We start from the raw sequence: 16586 nt of genomic DNA on the forward strand, positions 1-16586 counted from the left end.
TGGTTCGCTCGCTGCGCCCACTCACTTGACCGAGACCATGGCGACGTCGTACGAGCCGCGCCACTCGTCGAGGTAGGTGTTCTTGACGTTCTTGCCGTACAGCCGCAGGTAGACCGGGTGGAACAGCGGCACCGTGAGCGCCTGCCGGCCGAGCTCGGCGTCCAGCGCGCCCCAGCGGGGCCGCGCCTGCAGCGGGTCGGAGATCTTGTTGATCGCGTCGAACTCGGCGTTCACCTTCGGGTCGTCGTACTGCGCGAAGTTGTAGTTGCCGCCGTCCTGGAGGATCTGCCGCCCGTCGAAGATCGGGGCCAGGAAGGGACCGCCGGTCGGCCAGTCCGCGCCCCAGCCGGCCAGGAAGATGCCCGGCTCGGTGGACGGTTTCGTCTGAACCGACCGGTAGCTCGCCTGGTCGTAGGCCTGCAGCTTGACGGTGACGCCCGCCTGCTTCAGGGCCTCCTGTACGGCCGTGGCCACCGCCGGGCCGTCCTGACTCGCGTCGTTGTTGCGGTGGGCGAGCGTGATCGTGAGGTTTGAGTGCCCCGCCTGGGCCAGCAGCTCCTTGGCCTTGGCGGGGTTCCCCGTCGGGCCGGCGGGGAAGGCGTCGTACGGCTGGTAGCCGAACGCGGCCTGGTCGGGCAGGAACGTCGTGGCCGGCTTGGCGAGCGAGCTGCCGCCGACCGCGTTGACCACCGCCTGCCGGTTGACGGCGTAGGAGATCGCCTCCCGCACGCGGACGTCGTCGAACGGCTTGACCTTGGTGTTGAAGGCGATGAAGTTCGTGTAGCCGAACTGGCCGCGCACGGTGCGCTTCTTCAGGGTCGGATCCGTGGAGATGCGGGCCAGCTCGGCGGGGCTGAGGTCGGTGTCGGTGGTGACCGCGTCGGCGTCCTTGCCCGCGCCGGTGCTGAGCCGCTGGTTGATCACGGCCGCGCTGAGGCCGTACGTCGCCTCGATCCGGTCGGGGCAGGCCAGCCGCTGGTCGTCGACCGTGCGCGACCAGTTGGGGTTGCGGACCAGCGTCAGGCTCTTGTCCTGTACGTGGGTCTGCACCTTGTACGGGCCGCTGGAGATCGGGTGTCTCTCGTACGCGGTGCCGCCGTCCTTGGCCTTCGGCACCGGGGTGAACTGCGTGGCCGTCGCGACGTACGGGAAGTCGCCCTCGGGCTTGCGCAGCTTGAAGACGATCGTCTTGTCGTCGGGGGTCTGGATCGAGTCCAGCTCCCGCCCCTTGTACGGCCCCTTGTAGTCGGTGCCGCCGACCAGCCAGTCGCGCAGGTAGGGGATGCCGCCCGACAGCTCCGGCGCGAACGACCGCTCCACGCCCCACTTGACGTCCTTGGCGGTGATGGGCGTGCCGTCCTCGAACTTCAGGCCGTCGCGGAGGTGGTAGGTCCACGTCCTGGCGTCGTCGCTCGGCGTCCCGGTGTCGGTGGCCAGGTCCGGTGCGACGGTCGTGCCCGCCTGGCCGGGGACCCGCTTGCGGGTGGTCAGGGTCCGGAAGACGAGGGACGGGACGGCGCCGCCTCCCGAGGTGTAGATCCGCGCCGGGTCGAAGTGCTCGTCGGTCGCCGAGGTCTGGTTGAGGATGTACAGCGTCCCGCCCTGGCAGCTCTTCGGGTCGAACGCCGTTCCGGCGGAGGAGGAGGCCGAACCGCCGCCCGAGCAGGCCGTCGCGGCGGCCAGGAGGGTGGTGGCGGTGAGCAGGGCGGGGACTCGACGCATCATCGGTGGTTTCTCAATCGGGAGACAGTGACGGTGGCGGCCTGTCACGGCAGGCCGGGACCGAAATATATACTTTCTCAGTAGGAAAACCAAAGAACTGTCCGTGGCGACACCGACCGCTCCACTCCGGTGTTCCTTCGCGGCCGGATCCGTGATCGACTAGGGGCCCGACCGTGACCGCGCGGCCCGGCCCCCGGTCCCTGCGGCGCGGCCCGCGAACGGAGAACGATGAATCCACGGTGGGAGGCCTGGGATCTGCTGGGCGGCGAGTACGACGTCCGGGTGCTCGAACCGTCCCCGCCCGCCGTGGCGACACCACCGTGGTACGCCGACGACCCCCTCGCCGGCCCGTACGGCGCCAAGCTCGTGACCCCCGTGTGCGGGCTCGGCCGCACCTGGGACGACCTGGCGCGGGAGCGCCCTGAGCTGGCCGGCTTCTGCGCGGATCGCTGGCTGGGGGCCTGGCGCCGCCTCGCCCCGCTGCCACGGGACTTCGCCGCGACCCGCCGGTCCCTGCACGCCCTGGCCGAACACGTCGTCGCTGTCGCCCGCCGCGCCGCCAACGGGAAGATCGGCCTGCGGTTCACCCGCGGCGGCTTCGGCACGCCCTACTTCGGCGACGACCGGCAGATCCGCGTCGAGAACGGCCGCCTCGTCGTCGGTGACGTCGTCGCGTCGCCGTGGACCCTCGCGGACGCCGCCGCCCTGGCCGGCGTCCCGCTGGGGATGCCGCCGGACCTCTACTCTCCGCAGACCCCCGCCGACCCCGGGCTGACCCTCACGGTGAGCCCGCCCGCCGCCGAGGCGCTCGGCGCGTGGTACGGCTTCGCCTGGTCGGTGCTGGAGCAACTGCGCTTCGACGCCGCCGCGCTCGGCCCGGGCCGGGTGCAGCTGTGGCCGGAGCACTTCGACGCCGCCGTGGATCTCGGCGACGAGGCCGCAGGCCGGCGGGCCGCGTTCGGCGCGTCGCCGGGCGACGCCGCGCACCCGGAGCCGTACCTCTACGTCGCGCCCTGGGCCAGGCGGAGGGGCGCGTACTGGAACGACGACGCGTTCGGCGGCGCGTCCCTCCCGTACGCCGCGCTCATGGCCGCCGACGACCAGCGCGCCACCGCGCTCGACTTCTTCCGCCGGGGCGTGGACACGCTGTCGGCCTGACCCGGTCTCCACGGTCGGGCCCGGTCTCTCCGGGCCGACCGGTTCGCAGGGGCCGGCACCATCTTCGTGGGCCGATCCCGTCCACACGGTCGGCGAAGAGGTCTTCCCCGACCCCGTCATGTTCGCGTCCGGTCTCGGCATGTCCGGTCAAACATCCGCCTTGCCCGTTAAAGAAGTCGGCCGTTTCCACTTCACGGGCCGTCGCGATGGGTAACCGAATCGCCGGGGCACATTCCCGGCTCGCGGACGCGGGGGATGACGGCGAACCACGGCGTGCGTCCGTACGTGCCCGCCTACGTCATCGGGGGAAAGGAACGGACAATGCGTAACGGAGTCATTGCCGCCGGAGTGCTGGCCCTGGGCCTGCTCGGCTCGGCCTGCGGCGAGGGCAGCAAGACCACGCCGGAATCGCAGGGCGGCGGGGGACCGTACGCCCAGCCTTCCAGCCCACAGGTTTCGCCTCCCGGGGTCTCCCCGACGGGGCCCGCGTCGCCGGGTCCGTCCGCGCCCGCGTCGGCTGCGCCGTCCGAGTCGATGCCGGCCGCCGGTGCCGGGGTGCTCAACGCCAAGAAGACGAGCCTGGGCACCATCCTGGTCGACGGTACGGGCCGGACGCTCTACGCCTTCGAGAAGGACAAGGGCCAGGGCGGCAAGTCCGCCTGTGAGGGCGCCTGCGCCAAGGAGTGGCCGCCGTTCGCCGTCGGCGGCGCCGCGCCCGGTTCGCCCGGCGCGTCACCCGGTGGCTCGCCCGGCGCGTCGCCCGGTGGTTCGCCTGGTGGGTCGCCCGGTGGTTCGCCCGGCGCGTCGCCCAGCGCGGGCCCCGGGGTGAAGTCGTCCATGCTGTCGACGACGACCCGGTCCGACGGGACCAAGCAGATCGTCTACAACGGCTGGCCGCTGTACTACTACGCGAAGGACACCTCGCCCGGCGACATGAAGGGCCAGGGCGTCACGTCGTTCGGCGCGCCGTGGTACGTCGTCGGCGCCGACACGGGCGCTCCCATCACCAAGCACTAGGGTCTGCTCGGCCGTTCACCAGCTCGGCAGCTGCGGCATCGTGTCCGGCAACAGCCAGGACCCGCCGGCCAGCAGCGCGGCGACGGCGACCACGCCGAAGCCGAACACCCACAGCAGTCCGGGCATGCCGGTCAGGCGGGCCAGCTGGTCGGCGTCGGAATCGGGTGCGCGGCCCCCGGAGCGCTTGCTCTGCAGCTCCACCACGGGCCGCGCCCCCGCGAGCAGGAGGAACCACGTGAACGCGTAGGCGAACGCCGCCTGCACGGTGGCCGAGCCGTACCACGACACGGCGAAGATGACCGCGCCGGTCGTGACCACCGACACCACGCCGTACGCGTTGCGCACCATCACGAGGATCGCGGCGAGCAGGACGATGCTCGCCCACAGCAGGGCCGTGATGTGCCCCGCGGCGAGCAGCCCCGCCGCGCCCAGGCCCAGCAGCGGTGGCGTCACGTACCCGGCGAACGCCGTGACGATCATGCCGGGCCCGTACGGCCGGCCGCGCGACACCGTGACGCCCGAGGTGTCGGAGTGCAGGCGGATGCCCTGCAGCTGCCGCCCGGTGACGAGCGCCGCGAACGCGTGCCCGCCCTCGTGCGCGATGGTGACGACATTGCGCAGCACGTGCCACACCGAGCGGAAGGACACCGCCACGAGCGCCACCACGCCGGTGACCCCGACCAGCCACCACGACGGGTGCGGCTGCGTGCCGACGACCTCGTGCCAGACACCGCCGATCGTTGACGTGTGCAACGTCTCACCTCTCCTCATCGACCTGCTCACCGCCCCGTACGAGGTACGACGTGTCCCGCCGCGACGAAGTTTCGCCCGATCGGCGAACCGGCGTCCTCCTTGGAGGCGGACAGTAGGGTAGGGGACCTATGAGCGACCCGTTGATGAGCGTTTATCCCCCGCTGGAGCCGGCGACGCTGGTCACCCGGCGGTCTCTGCAGTTCCCGTTCAACTCGGACGGGCTGACGCTGACCCACCTGGGGCGCGGCGCGATCTGGCTGGCGCTGAAGGCCCTCGGCCTCGGGCCGGGACACCGGCTGGCCATGCCCGCCTACCACTGCGGCTCGGAGGTCGAGGCCGCCCGGCTGGCCGGCATCGAGGTCATGTTCTACCGGGTGCTCCCCACACTCGAGGCGGACCACGAGGACCTGTTCCGCGTGTCGCGGCAGTGCCACGCGACCTACCTCATCTCCTACTACGGCTTCCCGATGCCGCCGCTGCCGCCGGGCACGCTGGTGATCGAGGACGCCGCGCACGCGCTGTTCTCCTACGACGGCGGGGCCGCCATCGGCTCACGCGGCGCCGCGGCGATCTTCTGCCCGCGCAAGTCCCTGGGCGTGCCGGACGGCGGCGCCGTGCTGATCCGGGACGGTCACATCGAGGCCCAGGGCCGTCCGCCGTGGAAGCGCATGGCCCGGTCGATGGCGTCGCAGAGCATGGGCTGGGCGGCCCAGTCGCGGGCCGGCGTGCTGCGCGCGCCCGCCACGAAGGTGTTCCGCAAGGTCAGCAAGGCCGAGCAGGCGGTCGAGGAGGGCACGCTCACCGAGGTCGTCATCGGCGAGTGGAACCTCGAGGTCGCCGACCTGGAGGTCGCCGCCTCGAAGTCCTCCCGGATGACCGAGTGGGCCGTCCACGGCGCCGACGGCGAGGCGATCCGCCAGCACCGCCGCCGCAACTACGCGATCCTGCTGAACTCCCTGCCCGACCTGGTCCCCCCGCGTTTCCGCGGCCTGCCCGACGGCGTCGCGCCGCTCTACTACCCCGTGCGCGTTCCGCAGCGCGACCGGACCATCGCCGAGCTGCAGAAGCGCGGCGTGCGCTCGATCGAGATCTGGCCGGTGCCGCACCCGCTCCTGGACCGCCACCGGTTCGCCGAGCTGGAGCCGCTGCGTCACGAGATGCTCGCCCTGCCGGTCCACCAGGGCCTGTCACCGTGGCACATGGAGCAGGTCGCCAAGGCCGCCCGCGAAGCCGTGATCGCCGCGCACCGGTAGGAGGCCGTCAGGGCGTCTGGGTGCAGAGCGGATTCCGGTCGCCGTTCCGGTCGATGCAGGGCGGGTAGCCCCGGATGCTCAGCTCGGCGCGGGCGTTCGCGCTGCCCAGGAAGGCGATGAGGTTCCGCAGCAGCGACGAGCCCTCCGGAGCGCCGGCCGTGTAGAGGTACTCCACGGTCCAGAACGGATAGCCCTGGGCGATGCTGGTCGCCTCGGGGAGCCGGCCGTCGAGCGTCACCACGTGGAACCTCTGCAGCCGGGCGGCCTCGGCCTTGGCCGTCGGCGCGTCCGCGTACCCGATCGCGCCCGGCGTCTGGGCGACCTTGTCGATGAGCTCGCCCGTGGTGCGCAGCTCGCACCGGATCGTCGGCGCGTGCAGGGGCGGGCTGCTCTCCCGGCACTCGGTCGAGGACGCCGCGCCCTCCGACCGCCCGAGCAGCTTGCTCTGGAAGATCTGGCGGCTGCCGGACTCACCGTCCCGGCCGACGATCCGGATCGGGACGTCCTTGCCGCCGAGCTGGCTCCACCGGTGGTACCGGCCGCGGTAGATGTCCCGGAGGTGCGCCAGGCTGAGGTTCGTGACCCCGGTGGTGTCCGAGAGGATCACGCTGTAGACCACCACCGCCACCGGATGACTCCGCAGGTCGATCGCCGGGTGGGTGGTGTCCGGCCCGTCGTTGAGCACCGCGAGCCCGCCGCGACTCTGAGCGCCGGCCGCGGACAGGTCGTGCATGCCGGCCCGGCTCCCCGCGAGCTGCAGGTCGATCGACGCCGAGGCGCAGGCCCTGCGGTACTGCCGGACGATCTCCTGGAGCGGGTCGGAGAAGGCGCTGGACCCCTCCAGGCGCAGATGGCCGCTCGCGCAGTGCAGCGCCGGGTCCGACCTCCGCTGGTAGTAGTTGGCGACCACGTTCCCGGTCAGGGCGAGGGTGAGCACGACGCCGGCGGCGATCGCGGCCACGGGCCAGCCCAGCCTCCGCTGGCGCTTCTCGTCCTTCACCCAGCCACTCGTCAGGGCGCCGTCCGCTTCGATCTTCTTGCTGATCGCGCCGTCCGCCGGGTCGTCCTGCTCGCGCAGGACGACGACGAGCTTGAAACGCTGCCGCCGCTCCAGCGACAGGCCGGTCAGCCGGACGCCGTTCCACTGCCGGACGTCCTCGGGCGGCCCGGCGGCCGGGCTCTTGACCAGGCCCGTCAGACGGTCGGCCAGTAGTCTGCGGAGCGTTCTCACATCGGGACCGCCGTTTCCCGCGACGACGGTTCCGTTGGTCGTCGCGAAGAATTCCAGGTGGTCCCGTACGGCGTCGTGCAGCCGGTCGGTGCTGGCGTCGGAAATCCGCGCGTTCCAGATCACCCGGTCCTTGAAGGTGAACGACAAGGGCCTGGTGAAGTCGGACGGCTCGATGTCGTAACCGCCGGTGTTCCGGACGCGGATGATGACGATGCTGAGCCGGTCGAAGGTCCGCGCGTACTCCCGCAGTCTCGGGTCCGTCACCGTCGAGCGGTCCTCCACGTCGTGCAGGGCCACGGGACTGAGACCGATCTTCGAGTTGTACAGCACCCGGTAGGTGATCCGCCTGCGCCGGACGAGGTAGCGGTCGGCGAGGGGACTCGTCACGAGCAGGACGATGAGGAGCCCCAGGAGGACGTTCTCCTGACGCTGCGCGACGAGTTCGGCGATCGCCTGGACCATGGTCAGCATGCCGCCCGTGAACCCCTCCCCGTGTGAGCGGTTCCATGACTCTAGAGCGCATGAGGAAGGGCGCCGCCCGGCGGCGGCTCAATTCACCGGCCTTTCACAGGCACGCCATTCCCGCGCCGCCGGCGGTCCATTTCAACGACGGCGCCACTCCTTTCGGGAATTCCGTCGCGCAGCCGAAGGACGCCGATCCGGCACAAGAAGGGTGCCCGCCCGGGATCGAGCGCGTACGCGGAAGGGCGCCGGCTCCACGCGAACCAGAGGCGTCCGCCCCGGACGGGGCGCGTACGCGACGGCTCCGGAGCGCCGGAGGCGGTGCCGCGGCGCCGGTCCTCAGATCTTGCGGATGAGGACGATCGGGGTCTGCTCGTCCTCGTTGCCGGCGGGGTTGTCGGACAGGACCTTCTCCACCCACTTGCGGTCGACGCCCTTGGACGCCCCGACGACCCACGCGCCGGTGAGATGGTTGGCGTCGACGACGCAGACGTGGCAGCCGAGCGCCGCGGACAGGTCCTCCGACAGCTTGTCCGGCCGGCCGGGACCGAACAGCAGGTGGTGGTCGTGCGGCGGGAGGGCCGCCGCCACGTCGTCGATCATGGCCGCGCCGGGGCCGGCGACGCGGTAGAACCAGCCGCGCTTGCCGACCAGCTTGCCGGCCGCGCCCGCGGCCGCGCCGAGCAGGACCTTGGCCCGGCCCGCCTCGAGGATCGCGCCTTGCATCCCGGCCGGGCTGTGCAGCGGGCCGATCTTGCCGACGAACTTGCTGAGCTGCTTGGCCATGCCCTCCGGCGTGATCAGCTCCAGCGGGATCATGCGTCCCTGACCGGCCGACGCCGGGCTCTCCGACAGGGCGAGGATGTCGTCCGGCTGCAGCATCCCCTGCGTCGCCTCCTGGATGACCGGGAGGATGCCGGTGCGCAGAGTGATCATCCTGGTTTTGATCGGGATGCGGCGGGCACCGACCGCGCGCTCGTCGACCGGCGGGATGTTCGGCGCCTTCTCCGGCGCGAGCTCGCCGAAGTGCTGGTGCAGCATCTCCTTGATCTGCTTGTTGCGCGGGTAGATGGACGCGCCGCGCTGGAGGATGTCACGGGCGCCCGCCGGGTCGCCGGCCTCCAGCCGGAGCGCGGCGAGGAGCGTGTAGTCCGAGGCGTACACCAGGTAGTCGGGGGCCAGCGCGATCAGCTCGGTCTGGTACTTCAGGGCGCGCGGCTTGTCGCCCCGGTCCACCGCCCACTTCGACAGGCGCTTGAGCGAGTGCCGGCGCAGCTGGGAGTCGTTCACCACCGATTCGAGGATCGCCTCGGCGTCGTCGACCCACCCGCCGTCCTTGAGGACGTCGGCCAGCGTCAGGGCGTACCACGGGATCGTCGGGTACTTCTCACGGGCCTGCCGGACGATCTGGGTGGCCCGGCCGTAGTCACCGCGCCACTTGTACGCCTCGGCGAGCGCCGCCGTGGCGAACCGCGTGTCACCACCGGCCGCGACCGCCTGCTGGGCGATCTGCTCGGCCTTCCGGTCGTCGCGCTCGTTGGTGAGGACCAGCCAGGACAGCAGCGACAGGCCGTCACCGTCGAGATCGGACCGCTTGGACTCGAGGAGCTGCTGGGCCTCCTCGGGCTTGCGGAGCCAGATGTCATAGGCGCGGCTGCTCGTGCTCATTGTCGAAACCTCATGCGTCGTCGGCGATCTGCGGGAGTCGGCCCATCATCTCAGAGTTTCCGGGCGGCCGAAGCGGGACCCGTTCACCGCCGGTTCACCGCCGCGGGATGGGCGGATCGTGGAAAGGAGGGGGGATTTCGCAGGTTGCATGACCCGGGCTTGTGGCCCGGTCGATACCCTTGGGTCTCGTGGACCTCCTCGATTCCTGGCGCGACCTTCCGGCCGCACAGCAGCCCGACTGGCCCGACCCGGCCCGGCTCCAAGACGTCGCCGCGCAGCTGCGCAAACTTCCGCCGCTGGTGTTCGCCGGCGAGTGCGATCGGCTCAAGGCCCACCTCGCCGCCGTGGCGCGCGGTGAGGCGTTCGTCCTGCAGGGCGGCGACTGCGCCGAGACGTTCTCCGGCGCGACCGCCGAGGACGTGCGCAACAAGCTGAAGACCCTGCTGCAGATGGCCGTCGTCCTGACCTACGCCGCGAGCGTCCCGGTCGTGAAGATCGGCCGGATGGCGGGGCAGTTCGCCAAGCCGCGGTCCAAGCCGTCCGAGGTGCGCGACGGCGTGGAGCTGCCCGCCTACCGGGGCGACATGGTCAATGGGTTCGACTTCACGCCGGAGAGCCGCGTGCCGGATCCGGAGCGGCTGCTGCGGGCCTACCACGCCGCCGCGGTCACGCTGAACCTCACCCGCGCCTTCACCCAGGGCGGCTACGCCGACCTGCGGCAGGTGCACGCCTGGAACCACGACTTCGTCGCCGAGAGCCCGGCCGGCCGCCGGTACGAACGGCTGGCCGCGGAGATCGACCGGGCGCTGGCCTTCATGCACGCCGCCGGAGCGGACCCCGAGGAGTTCCACCGGGTCGAGGTCTACTCCAGCCATGAGGCCCTCCTCCTGGACTACGAACGGGCCCTGACCCGCATCGACTCGCGGTCCGGCCTGCCGTACGACGTCTCGGGCCACTACCTGTGGATCGGTGAGCGCACCCGGCAGCTCGACGGCGCGCACGTGGAGTTCATGCGCCACATCCGCAACCCCATCGGAGTCAAGCTCGGGCCGACCACGACCGCCGAGGAGGCCCTCGCGCTCATCGAGCGGCTCGACCCCGACCGCGAGCCCGGCCGGCTCACCTTCGTCACCCGCATGGGCGCCAAGCGGATCCGCGAGCACCTCCCATCCCTGGTCGAGAAGGTCACCGCGAGCGGCGCCCAGGTCGCGTGGATCTGCGACCCGATGCACGGCAACACCTTCGAGTCGGAGAGCGGGTACAAGACGCGCCGGTTCGACGACGTGCTCGACGAGGTCGCCGGCTTCTTCGAGGTGCACCGGGCGCTCGGCACCCACCCGGGCGGCGTGCACATCGAGTTCACCGGCGACGACGTCACCGAGTGCGTCGGCGGCGGCCACGACATCGTCGAGGACGACCTGCACCAGCGGTACGAGACGGCCTGCGACCCCCGCCTCAACCGCGGACAGGCCCTCGACCTTGCGTTCATGGTCGCGGAGATGTACCGCGTCGGGAAGTGATCCCCGGCTCACGCCGCTGAGCGGGTCCGCGTGGCCGTCTGATGCCACGCGGACGACGCCGGCGGAGAGGCGGATCGGCGGGCGATCCGGGTGTGCTCGTCTCCGACCACCCGGACGACGCCGGCGGAGAGGCGCGGGCCGGGGCGGGCGATCCGGAACGCGGTCGTCTCAGACCACGCGGACCGCGCCCGCGAAGGGGCGGGTCGACAGATCGGCGATCCGGACGTGGTCGCCGGTGTGCGGCGCGTGGATGAACTTCCCGTCGCCGATGTACATCCCCATGTGGTGGATGTCGGAGTAGAAGAAGACGAGGTCTCCCGGCTCCAGCTGGTCCCGGGAGACGTGCACGCCCGCGTTCCACTGGTCGCCGCCGTAGTGCGGCAGGTTGATGCCGACCTGTTCGTAGGCCCACATGGTCAGGCCCGAGCAGTCGAAGCCCTGGCCGGGCGTCGCGCCGCCCCAGACGTACGGGACGCCGAGCTGGCTCAGCGCGGCCCGTACGGCGCCGACCGCCTTGCCAGGGCCGCCGGGGATCTCGGGCACCTTCTCGCCCTTGCCGGCGCGCTCGACGGCGTCCTGCAGGAGCGGCTTGCGGACCTTCTCCAGCTCGGCGCGGATGGTGGCGCGCTGCCGGGCGAGCCGGCTTCTGAGGGCGGCCGCCTCCGCGGCGCGGTCACGGGCGTCCTGGCCGGTCCGCTGGGCGTTCTGGATCGCCTCGGTGAGCTGCCGGATCTCGGTGTCGTCCTGCTGCGTGAAGTAGTGCAGGGTCGAGGCCCGGTCCAGCAGCGCGCGCGGGTCCGAGGACGCGAGCAGCGCGGGCGCGTCGTCGGCCGTGCCGTTCATGTAACGGATCGCGGCGAACCGGCCCACCCTGCGCTGGATGGCCTTCAGCGTTCCGGCGGCGCGGGCCGAGGTCTGGCCGGCGACGACGGCGGCCCGCTGGGCCTGCTCCAGGCGTACCTTCAGCCCGTTGTACTGCTCGGTGAGCTGTTCGAGCCGGTCGCTCAGTTGGCCGGCGCGCTGCCGGAGCGCGTCGATGCGGGGACCGGGGCGTGCCGTGTCGGCCAGTGCGGGCGGCGCGAGCCCGGCGACGACGAGGGCGAAGGTCACGACCGCCGTACGGCGGGCCGTGCCCTTCCCGGGATGAAGAGGGTCGCGGGTGTCCGCGGCGCGGGATCGATCCATCCAGATGCTCCTCTCCTCAGGCCGCCTACCGGGTTAGCTGACGGGTTCGGACGAGAAGGAGCCCTACCACGGGCCGTCGGCGACGGACGCGGATTCACCCCGGTGCGAAGACGAGGGAACGCCCCGTGCCTCCGCGAGTGGGTCCCCGGTTCCCCGGCGCGCCACGGCGCGACGGGCGATTCGGCGGTCCGGCCGTCTCTCGGCCGGTGACGACTCGCTGGAGATTAACGGATGGTGACGGGGCGTCCAACGAGAACATGCGGAGATGGCCCGGGGGATCGCAGGATGGTCACTCCGGGTGATGTACGGCTGGTCCTTTGCGCCTAGACGCCGCGGTCCCCGCCTGCCTCCGGGTGGGAGGAGACGGGGACCGCGCGGACGGCGCTGCGAGCGGCCCGGCGCCGCGGCTGAGGCCACGGACCGCGGGACGATTGCCGCAGTGCCCTCGTCCTCAGGCCACGGACCTCAGGGGGAGGGCCTCAGGACAGAACGGACTCGGACTCGGACTGCGTCTCGGACTCGGTCTCGAGCGAGCCGTTCTGTGACACCGCGGCGTGCAGGGTGTTCCAGAACGCCAGCTCGACGTCCTCCTCCAGCTCCGCGATCTTGCCCCAGAACTCCTGGTCCTCGGCCTTCGCGGCGGCCTCGGCGGACAGGACCGGCATGAGCTGGGTGCTGGCGTCGGCCGCGTCCATGTCGGCCACGCTGACCTCGGCGGGCAGCTCGACCGGCGTACGGTGGTGCTTGCCGCGCTTGCGGACCCGGACGTTCGGCGCCGAGACGGGCACCTTGACCTTCGACTTGCCGACGGCCAGGGCCACCGTCCCGAACAGCACGACGGCCAGCAGCCCGGTCAGGGCGGCCTGCTGGTCCGGCAGGGGCGCCGACGGGGCGGACGGGTCGTGGGCCGCGGTCGTGTGCGCGTCGACCTGCGCCTGGACGTCCTTGCCGATCTCCTTGACGGCGGGCGGGGGCGCGGCGTGCTTCGGAGCGTAGTTCTGGTCGGCCTGGGCCGTCTGCGGGGCGGCCGGTGCCGCCTTCACCTTGACCTTCGAGGGATAGCCGAACCCGACCACCTGGCTGATGTCCCGGGTGGCGCGCGTCAGCGCGTTGTTGTGGTTGGCCTCGATGGTGTGCAGCGTGTGGCCGTCGACCCGCTCGACGATGCCGACGTGCTCGATGTCGCCGATGCTCTTGCCGCCCGACCAGGAGAAGAAGACGATCGCGCCGGGCTCGGCCTTGTGGCCCCAGGCGCCCTGCTTCTTGAACCACTTGGCGTGGTCGGGGGTGTAGGCGAACTGGCCGGTCCAGTCCTCGACGCCGGCCTTGTCGGCCGCCCACGCGAGGAACATGTCACACCAGGCCGACGTCTTGTAGACCGGGTCCTTGCCGACATGCGTGCTGTACCAGTCGCCGAATTTCGTGTAGCCGCTGGCTTTCTCGTGATAGCCCAGCTGACTCTTGGCGACCTCTAGCAGTTTGTGACCTACTGAATCCATTCGCTCCCCTTTTACCGCCTACCGGGTTAGCTGACGGGTTCGGGCCAGAGGTAGCCCTACCGTGCGTGACGGATTCACCCCGAGGGACTGATGGGTCCCCGGCTCCCACGACGCTGGTTGCGCCGCCGGGACTCGGCGGTCGGCCTGCAACCCCCTGGTTGGAGGTTGGTCACAGCCCGATCTCGGCGAAATCTAGCCGAACTCTCGCAACAACGGCAACGCGTTCGGAAACGAAAGTCTGACACCGATTGCTCACCGAGCGTAGCCGGGCGTGGAGGTGCCCGGTCGGGTAACGCACGAAAAGGCGCTCTCACGTGCGGCGAAGCACGCCTGGCGAAGCCGGCGGCGGTTTCGGGCGGGGCAGAGCCCAGCAGCGTGCCGTCCCATAAAAAGTGATGAACACGGCATTCAGTCGGGTCCTCTCGGCGAACATCCGGGTCCCACGGGGGTATACGCCGGCGAGTCGTGCGCCGGTTCTCCCGCCGCGCGACCCGTGAGGTGGCGCCGGCCGCCGGCGCTCGTGCACCGGCGCTCGTTCATGGGCGCCCTAACCGATCCTGAAGCGCACCTTAAGCCCCTTACGCGGCGGTTCCCCCGCCGCTTCGCTGAACCCCTGACGCGGTCGTTCGAAGTCGTTCGAAGTCGCATGAAGGAGAAGGGGAAGACGTGAACAGCAGGATGATCGGCAGAAGGTCGTTCCTGGCCTCGACGGCCGCCCTCGGCGCCCTGGCCCTCGGCGGGGGAGCGACGGGATGCGCCCCGTCGTCGCGGGCCCGGAGCACGGCGGCGACCGCGGGCGGCCTGCCGCTCACCGCCGTGAACCGGACCGGCGCGCATGCCGCCGCGCCGGTCTACATGTACGTCCTCGGGGTCGACCCGGCGACCGGCGCCCAGGGGCGCGTGACGGCGGACGGCGCGTTCGTCCCCTGCGCGGCGTCGGACAACGGGCCGGACGGGTTCGCCGACTACGCGATCCCGTTCCGCGACTCCGGCAAGGCGACCGTCGTCCTGCCGAAGATGTCGGGCCGGGTCTACTTCTCGATCGGCGATCGGCTGCGCCTGAAGGTCGTCACCGACGGGAACGGCAGGCCCGCCCTGCAGTATCCGGCCGGCTGGGTCGGCACGGACCCGAACTACCGGATCCTGCACGACTGGATCGAGTTCACCTACAACGACGCCGGGATGTTCTGCAACACGACCGCGGTCGACATGTTCAGCGTCCCGCTCGCGATCCGGCTCGCCGGAACCCGCACCCGGACCACCGGCACCCTGGCGTCCGGAGGCCGTGACCGGATCTTCGCCGCGGTGGCGGCGCATCCGGACTTCGCCCGGCTCGTCGTGGGGGACCGGCTGCGGGTCATCGCGCCCGGACACGGCATCGAGGCGGGCCTGTTCCCGGCCGACTACTACGATCCCTACATCGACGCGGTGTGGAGCAGGTACCGGGGGACGCCGCTGACGGTGCGAACGGACGCCGGCACGTACACCGGGACGGTCACCGGGGAACGCCTCACCTTCAGCGGCGGCGCCCGGACCCCCGGGTCCATCGCCAGGCCGTCGACCCGCGACGTCCTGTTCTGCGGTGGCGCGCTCGCGGCGCCGAACGACGGCGTCACGGGACCCGTCGCCGCGATCCTCGGCGCGGCCTTCAACCGCTCGACGCTCCTCTCGGACGCGTCTCAGCCGGTCACCGATCCCGCCCGGTACTACCGGGAGGCCGTGACCAACCACTACGCCAAGGCGATGCACGAGGCCGCCGCGGGCGGCGCCGCGTACGGCTTCGCCTTCGACGACGTGGCCGGCCACGCCTCCTACATCCAGGACGGCGCGCCCACGTCGGTGACGGTGACGCTGACGCCGTTCTGAGCCGGCGCCCTGATGGCCGGAATCGGTCACTGAGGGACCTAGGGGGCGAAACGTCGCCTGCCCGCGCCCGTCCGGCTCCGGCCGGTCGCGGACGGCGCTCCGGCCGTTCCCGGGGGGTCCGGTGTCGGCCCAGGTGAGACGCGATGTCCCGGCGCGAGCCCGGCACCGGCCGCGGCGTGTCCCGCCGGGACGGGACTCGCCGCGGCCGACCGGTTCCGCGGCGGCGCCTCGTGCTCCGTACGGCCGGGCGGGACGGCGGAACGCGTCTCCGGCCGGGCGGCGGCCGTTCGTCTTCCTGTTTGAATCATGACCCGGGAGATGGAGGGGTGCCGGTGACGGAGGAGGCCGCGGTCATGAGCGAGACGACGTCCGGAAGTCAGGCGGGCGGGCCGGCCTGGTGACGGGGAGGCCCCACCGGCCGGAGCGCCGTGCGGGACTCCGCGTGAGACGCCGTGCGGACGAGCGGGACGGTGGGTGACCCGTGGCGTTCTACGGTGGCCGCGGGCTGCACGGCCAGACCGTCGAGGCCGTCGCCGACATGATCTTCGCAGGGGAGTTCCGGGAGGGCGACGGCATCGACGTGGCCGCACTCCAGGAGAGGCTCGGCGTGAGCTCCACCGCGCTGCGCGAGGCGTTGAAGGTGCTGACGGCCAAGGGCCTCATCCTGGCCCGGCCCAAGCGCGGCACGTTCGTCCGGCCCCGCTCGGACTGGAACCTCCTGGACGGCGACGTCATCCGGTGGAAGTTCGCCGCCGGACCGGACGACGCCTTCCTCCGCGACCTGCACGAGATCCGCTCCATCATCGAGCCGAGCGTCGCCGGGCTCGCCGCCTCCCGGCGCGACGCGGTCCAGCTGATCACCCTGGAGCGGGCGCTGCAGCGGATGGAGCGGGCACGCGGGGACGCCACCGAGGTCACCGCCGCCGACGTCGAGTTCCACCGCGCGCTGCACCTGGCCACCGGCAACGAGATGCTGATCCGGATGGACGTCATGATGAACGCCGGCCTGGCCGGCCGCGACGCGCTGACGCACGGAGCGGCCGGCGGCGCCGACACGGTCCCGGGCCACCGGGCGGTCCTGGAGGCCGTGCGGGCCGGCGACGGCGATGCCGCCGAGGAGGCGATGCGGGCGCTGCTCCTGCGACGCGTGCGGACATGACGACCGCAGGCGCGAGCGGTCTCCCCGGCCAGGCCGACGCGGGCCCGGGTTCGACCGGTGAGCTCAGGCGCGACCCGGGCGGCCTCCCCGGCC

12 protein-coding genes and 2 riboswitches are annotated in these 16586 nt (G+C 71.8%); of the genes, 6 read left to right on the forward strand and 6 right to left on the reverse strand.

The window, feature by feature from the left end:
* Positions 1–21 precede the first annotated feature (21 nt).
* Positions 22–1725: an ABC transporter substrate-binding protein gene (locus tag NDW01_RS14665; RefSeq protein WP_252820822.1), complete on the reverse strand. Its 1704-nt coding sequence runs from the start codon at positions 1723–1725 to the stop codon at positions 22–24.
* 225 nt (positions 1726–1950) lie between these two features.
* Between NDW01_RS14665 and NDW01_RS14670 the strand changes: the two genes are divergently transcribed.
* Together NDW01_RS14670 and NDW01_RS14675 are read left to right on the forward strand one after the other, a co-directional pair.
* Entirely contained in the window at positions 1951–2880 is a 930-nt protein-coding gene (locus NDW01_RS14670) for a hypothetical protein (protein ID WP_252820823.1), read from the forward strand.
* Positions 2881–3201: 321 nt separating this feature from the next.
* Positions 3202–3897: a COG4315 family predicted lipoprotein gene (locus NDW01_RS14675; protein WP_252820824.1), complete on the forward strand. Its 696-nt coding sequence runs from the start codon at positions 3202–3204 to the stop codon at positions 3895–3897.
* A 15-nt stretch (positions 3898–3912) separates the two neighbouring features.
* On the opposite strand, the gene NDW01_RS14680 is transcribed toward NDW01_RS14675, so the two are convergent.
* Positions 3913–4668: a M50 family metallopeptidase gene (locus tag NDW01_RS14680; RefSeq protein WP_252778230.1), complete on the reverse strand. Its 756-nt coding sequence runs from the start codon at positions 4666–4668 to the stop codon at positions 3913–3915.
* Positions 4669–4778: 110 nt separating this feature from the next.
* Between NDW01_RS14680 and NDW01_RS14685 the strand changes: the two genes are divergently transcribed.
* Positions 4779–5903, forward strand: a complete 1125-nt coding sequence (locus NDW01_RS14685) for a DegT/DnrJ/EryC1/StrS family aminotransferase (RefSeq protein WP_252820825.1) — start codon at positions 4779–4781, stop codon at positions 5901–5903.
* A gap of 7 nt (positions 5904–5910) precedes the next feature.
* On the opposite strand, the gene NDW01_RS14690 is transcribed toward NDW01_RS14685, so the two are convergent.
* Positions 5911–7605, reverse strand: a complete 1695-nt coding sequence (locus NDW01_RS14690; RefSeq protein WP_252820826.1) for a substrate-binding domain-containing protein — start codon at positions 7603–7605, stop codon at positions 5911–5913.
* A gap of 330 nt (positions 7606–7935) precedes the next feature.
* Positions 7936–9264: a tetratricopeptide repeat protein gene (locus NDW01_RS14695; RefSeq protein ID WP_252820828.1), complete on the reverse strand. Its 1329-nt coding sequence runs from the start codon at positions 9262–9264 to the stop codon at positions 7936–7938.
* Between the two features lie 188 nt (positions 9265–9452).
* Here NDW01_RS14695 and NDW01_RS14700 point away from each other — a divergent pair, with 188 nt between their 5' ends.
* Positions 9453–10784, forward strand: coding sequence for a class II 3-deoxy-7-phosphoheptulonate synthase (locus NDW01_RS14700; protein ID WP_454923395.1), 1332 nt, complete (start codon positions 9453–9455; stop codon positions 10782–10784).
* 168 nt (positions 10785–10952) lie between these two features.
* Here the strand turns inward: NDW01_RS14700 and NDW01_RS14705 are convergent, their stop codons facing one another.
* Positions 10953–11969 (reverse strand): C40 family peptidase, encoded by a 1017-nt coding sequence (locus tag NDW01_RS14705; protein WP_252820829.1) that lies wholly within the window; start codon positions 11967–11969, stop codon positions 10953–10955.
* Between the two features lie 5 nt (positions 11970–11974).
* Positions 11975–12157: riboswitch (cyclic di-AMP (ydaO/yuaA leader) on the reverse strand.
* Positions 12158–12448: 291 nt separating this feature from the next.
* Complete coding sequence (locus tag NDW01_RS14710) at positions 12449–13468, reverse strand: CHAP domain-containing protein (RefSeq protein ID WP_252820831.1); 1020 nt, start codon at positions 13466–13468, stop codon at positions 12449–12451.
* Positions 13469–13616: riboswitch (cyclic di-AMP (ydaO/yuaA leader) on the reverse strand. It lies immediately after the preceding gene.
* A 530-nt stretch (positions 13617–14146) separates the two neighbouring features.
* Here NDW01_RS14710 and NDW01_RS14715 point away from each other — a divergent pair.
* Complete coding sequence (locus NDW01_RS14715; protein ID WP_252821441.1) at positions 14147–15334, forward strand: beta-1,3-glucanase family protein; 1188 nt, start codon at positions 14147–14149, stop codon at positions 15332–15334.
* Between the two features lie 481 nt (positions 15335–15815).
* On the forward strand, positions 15816–16493 hold the full coding sequence (locus NDW01_RS14720) for a FadR/GntR family transcriptional regulator (RefSeq protein WP_252820833.1): 678 nt from the start codon (positions 15816–15818) through the stop codon (positions 16491–16493).
* Positions 16494–16586: the final 93 nt, after the last annotated feature.

Origin of the sequence: Actinoallomurus soli, from assembly GCF_024055715.1 — a bacterium.
GTDB classification, from domain to species: Bacteria; Actinomycetota; Actinomycetes; order Streptosporangiales; family Streptosporangiaceae; genus Actinoallomurus; species Actinoallomurus soli.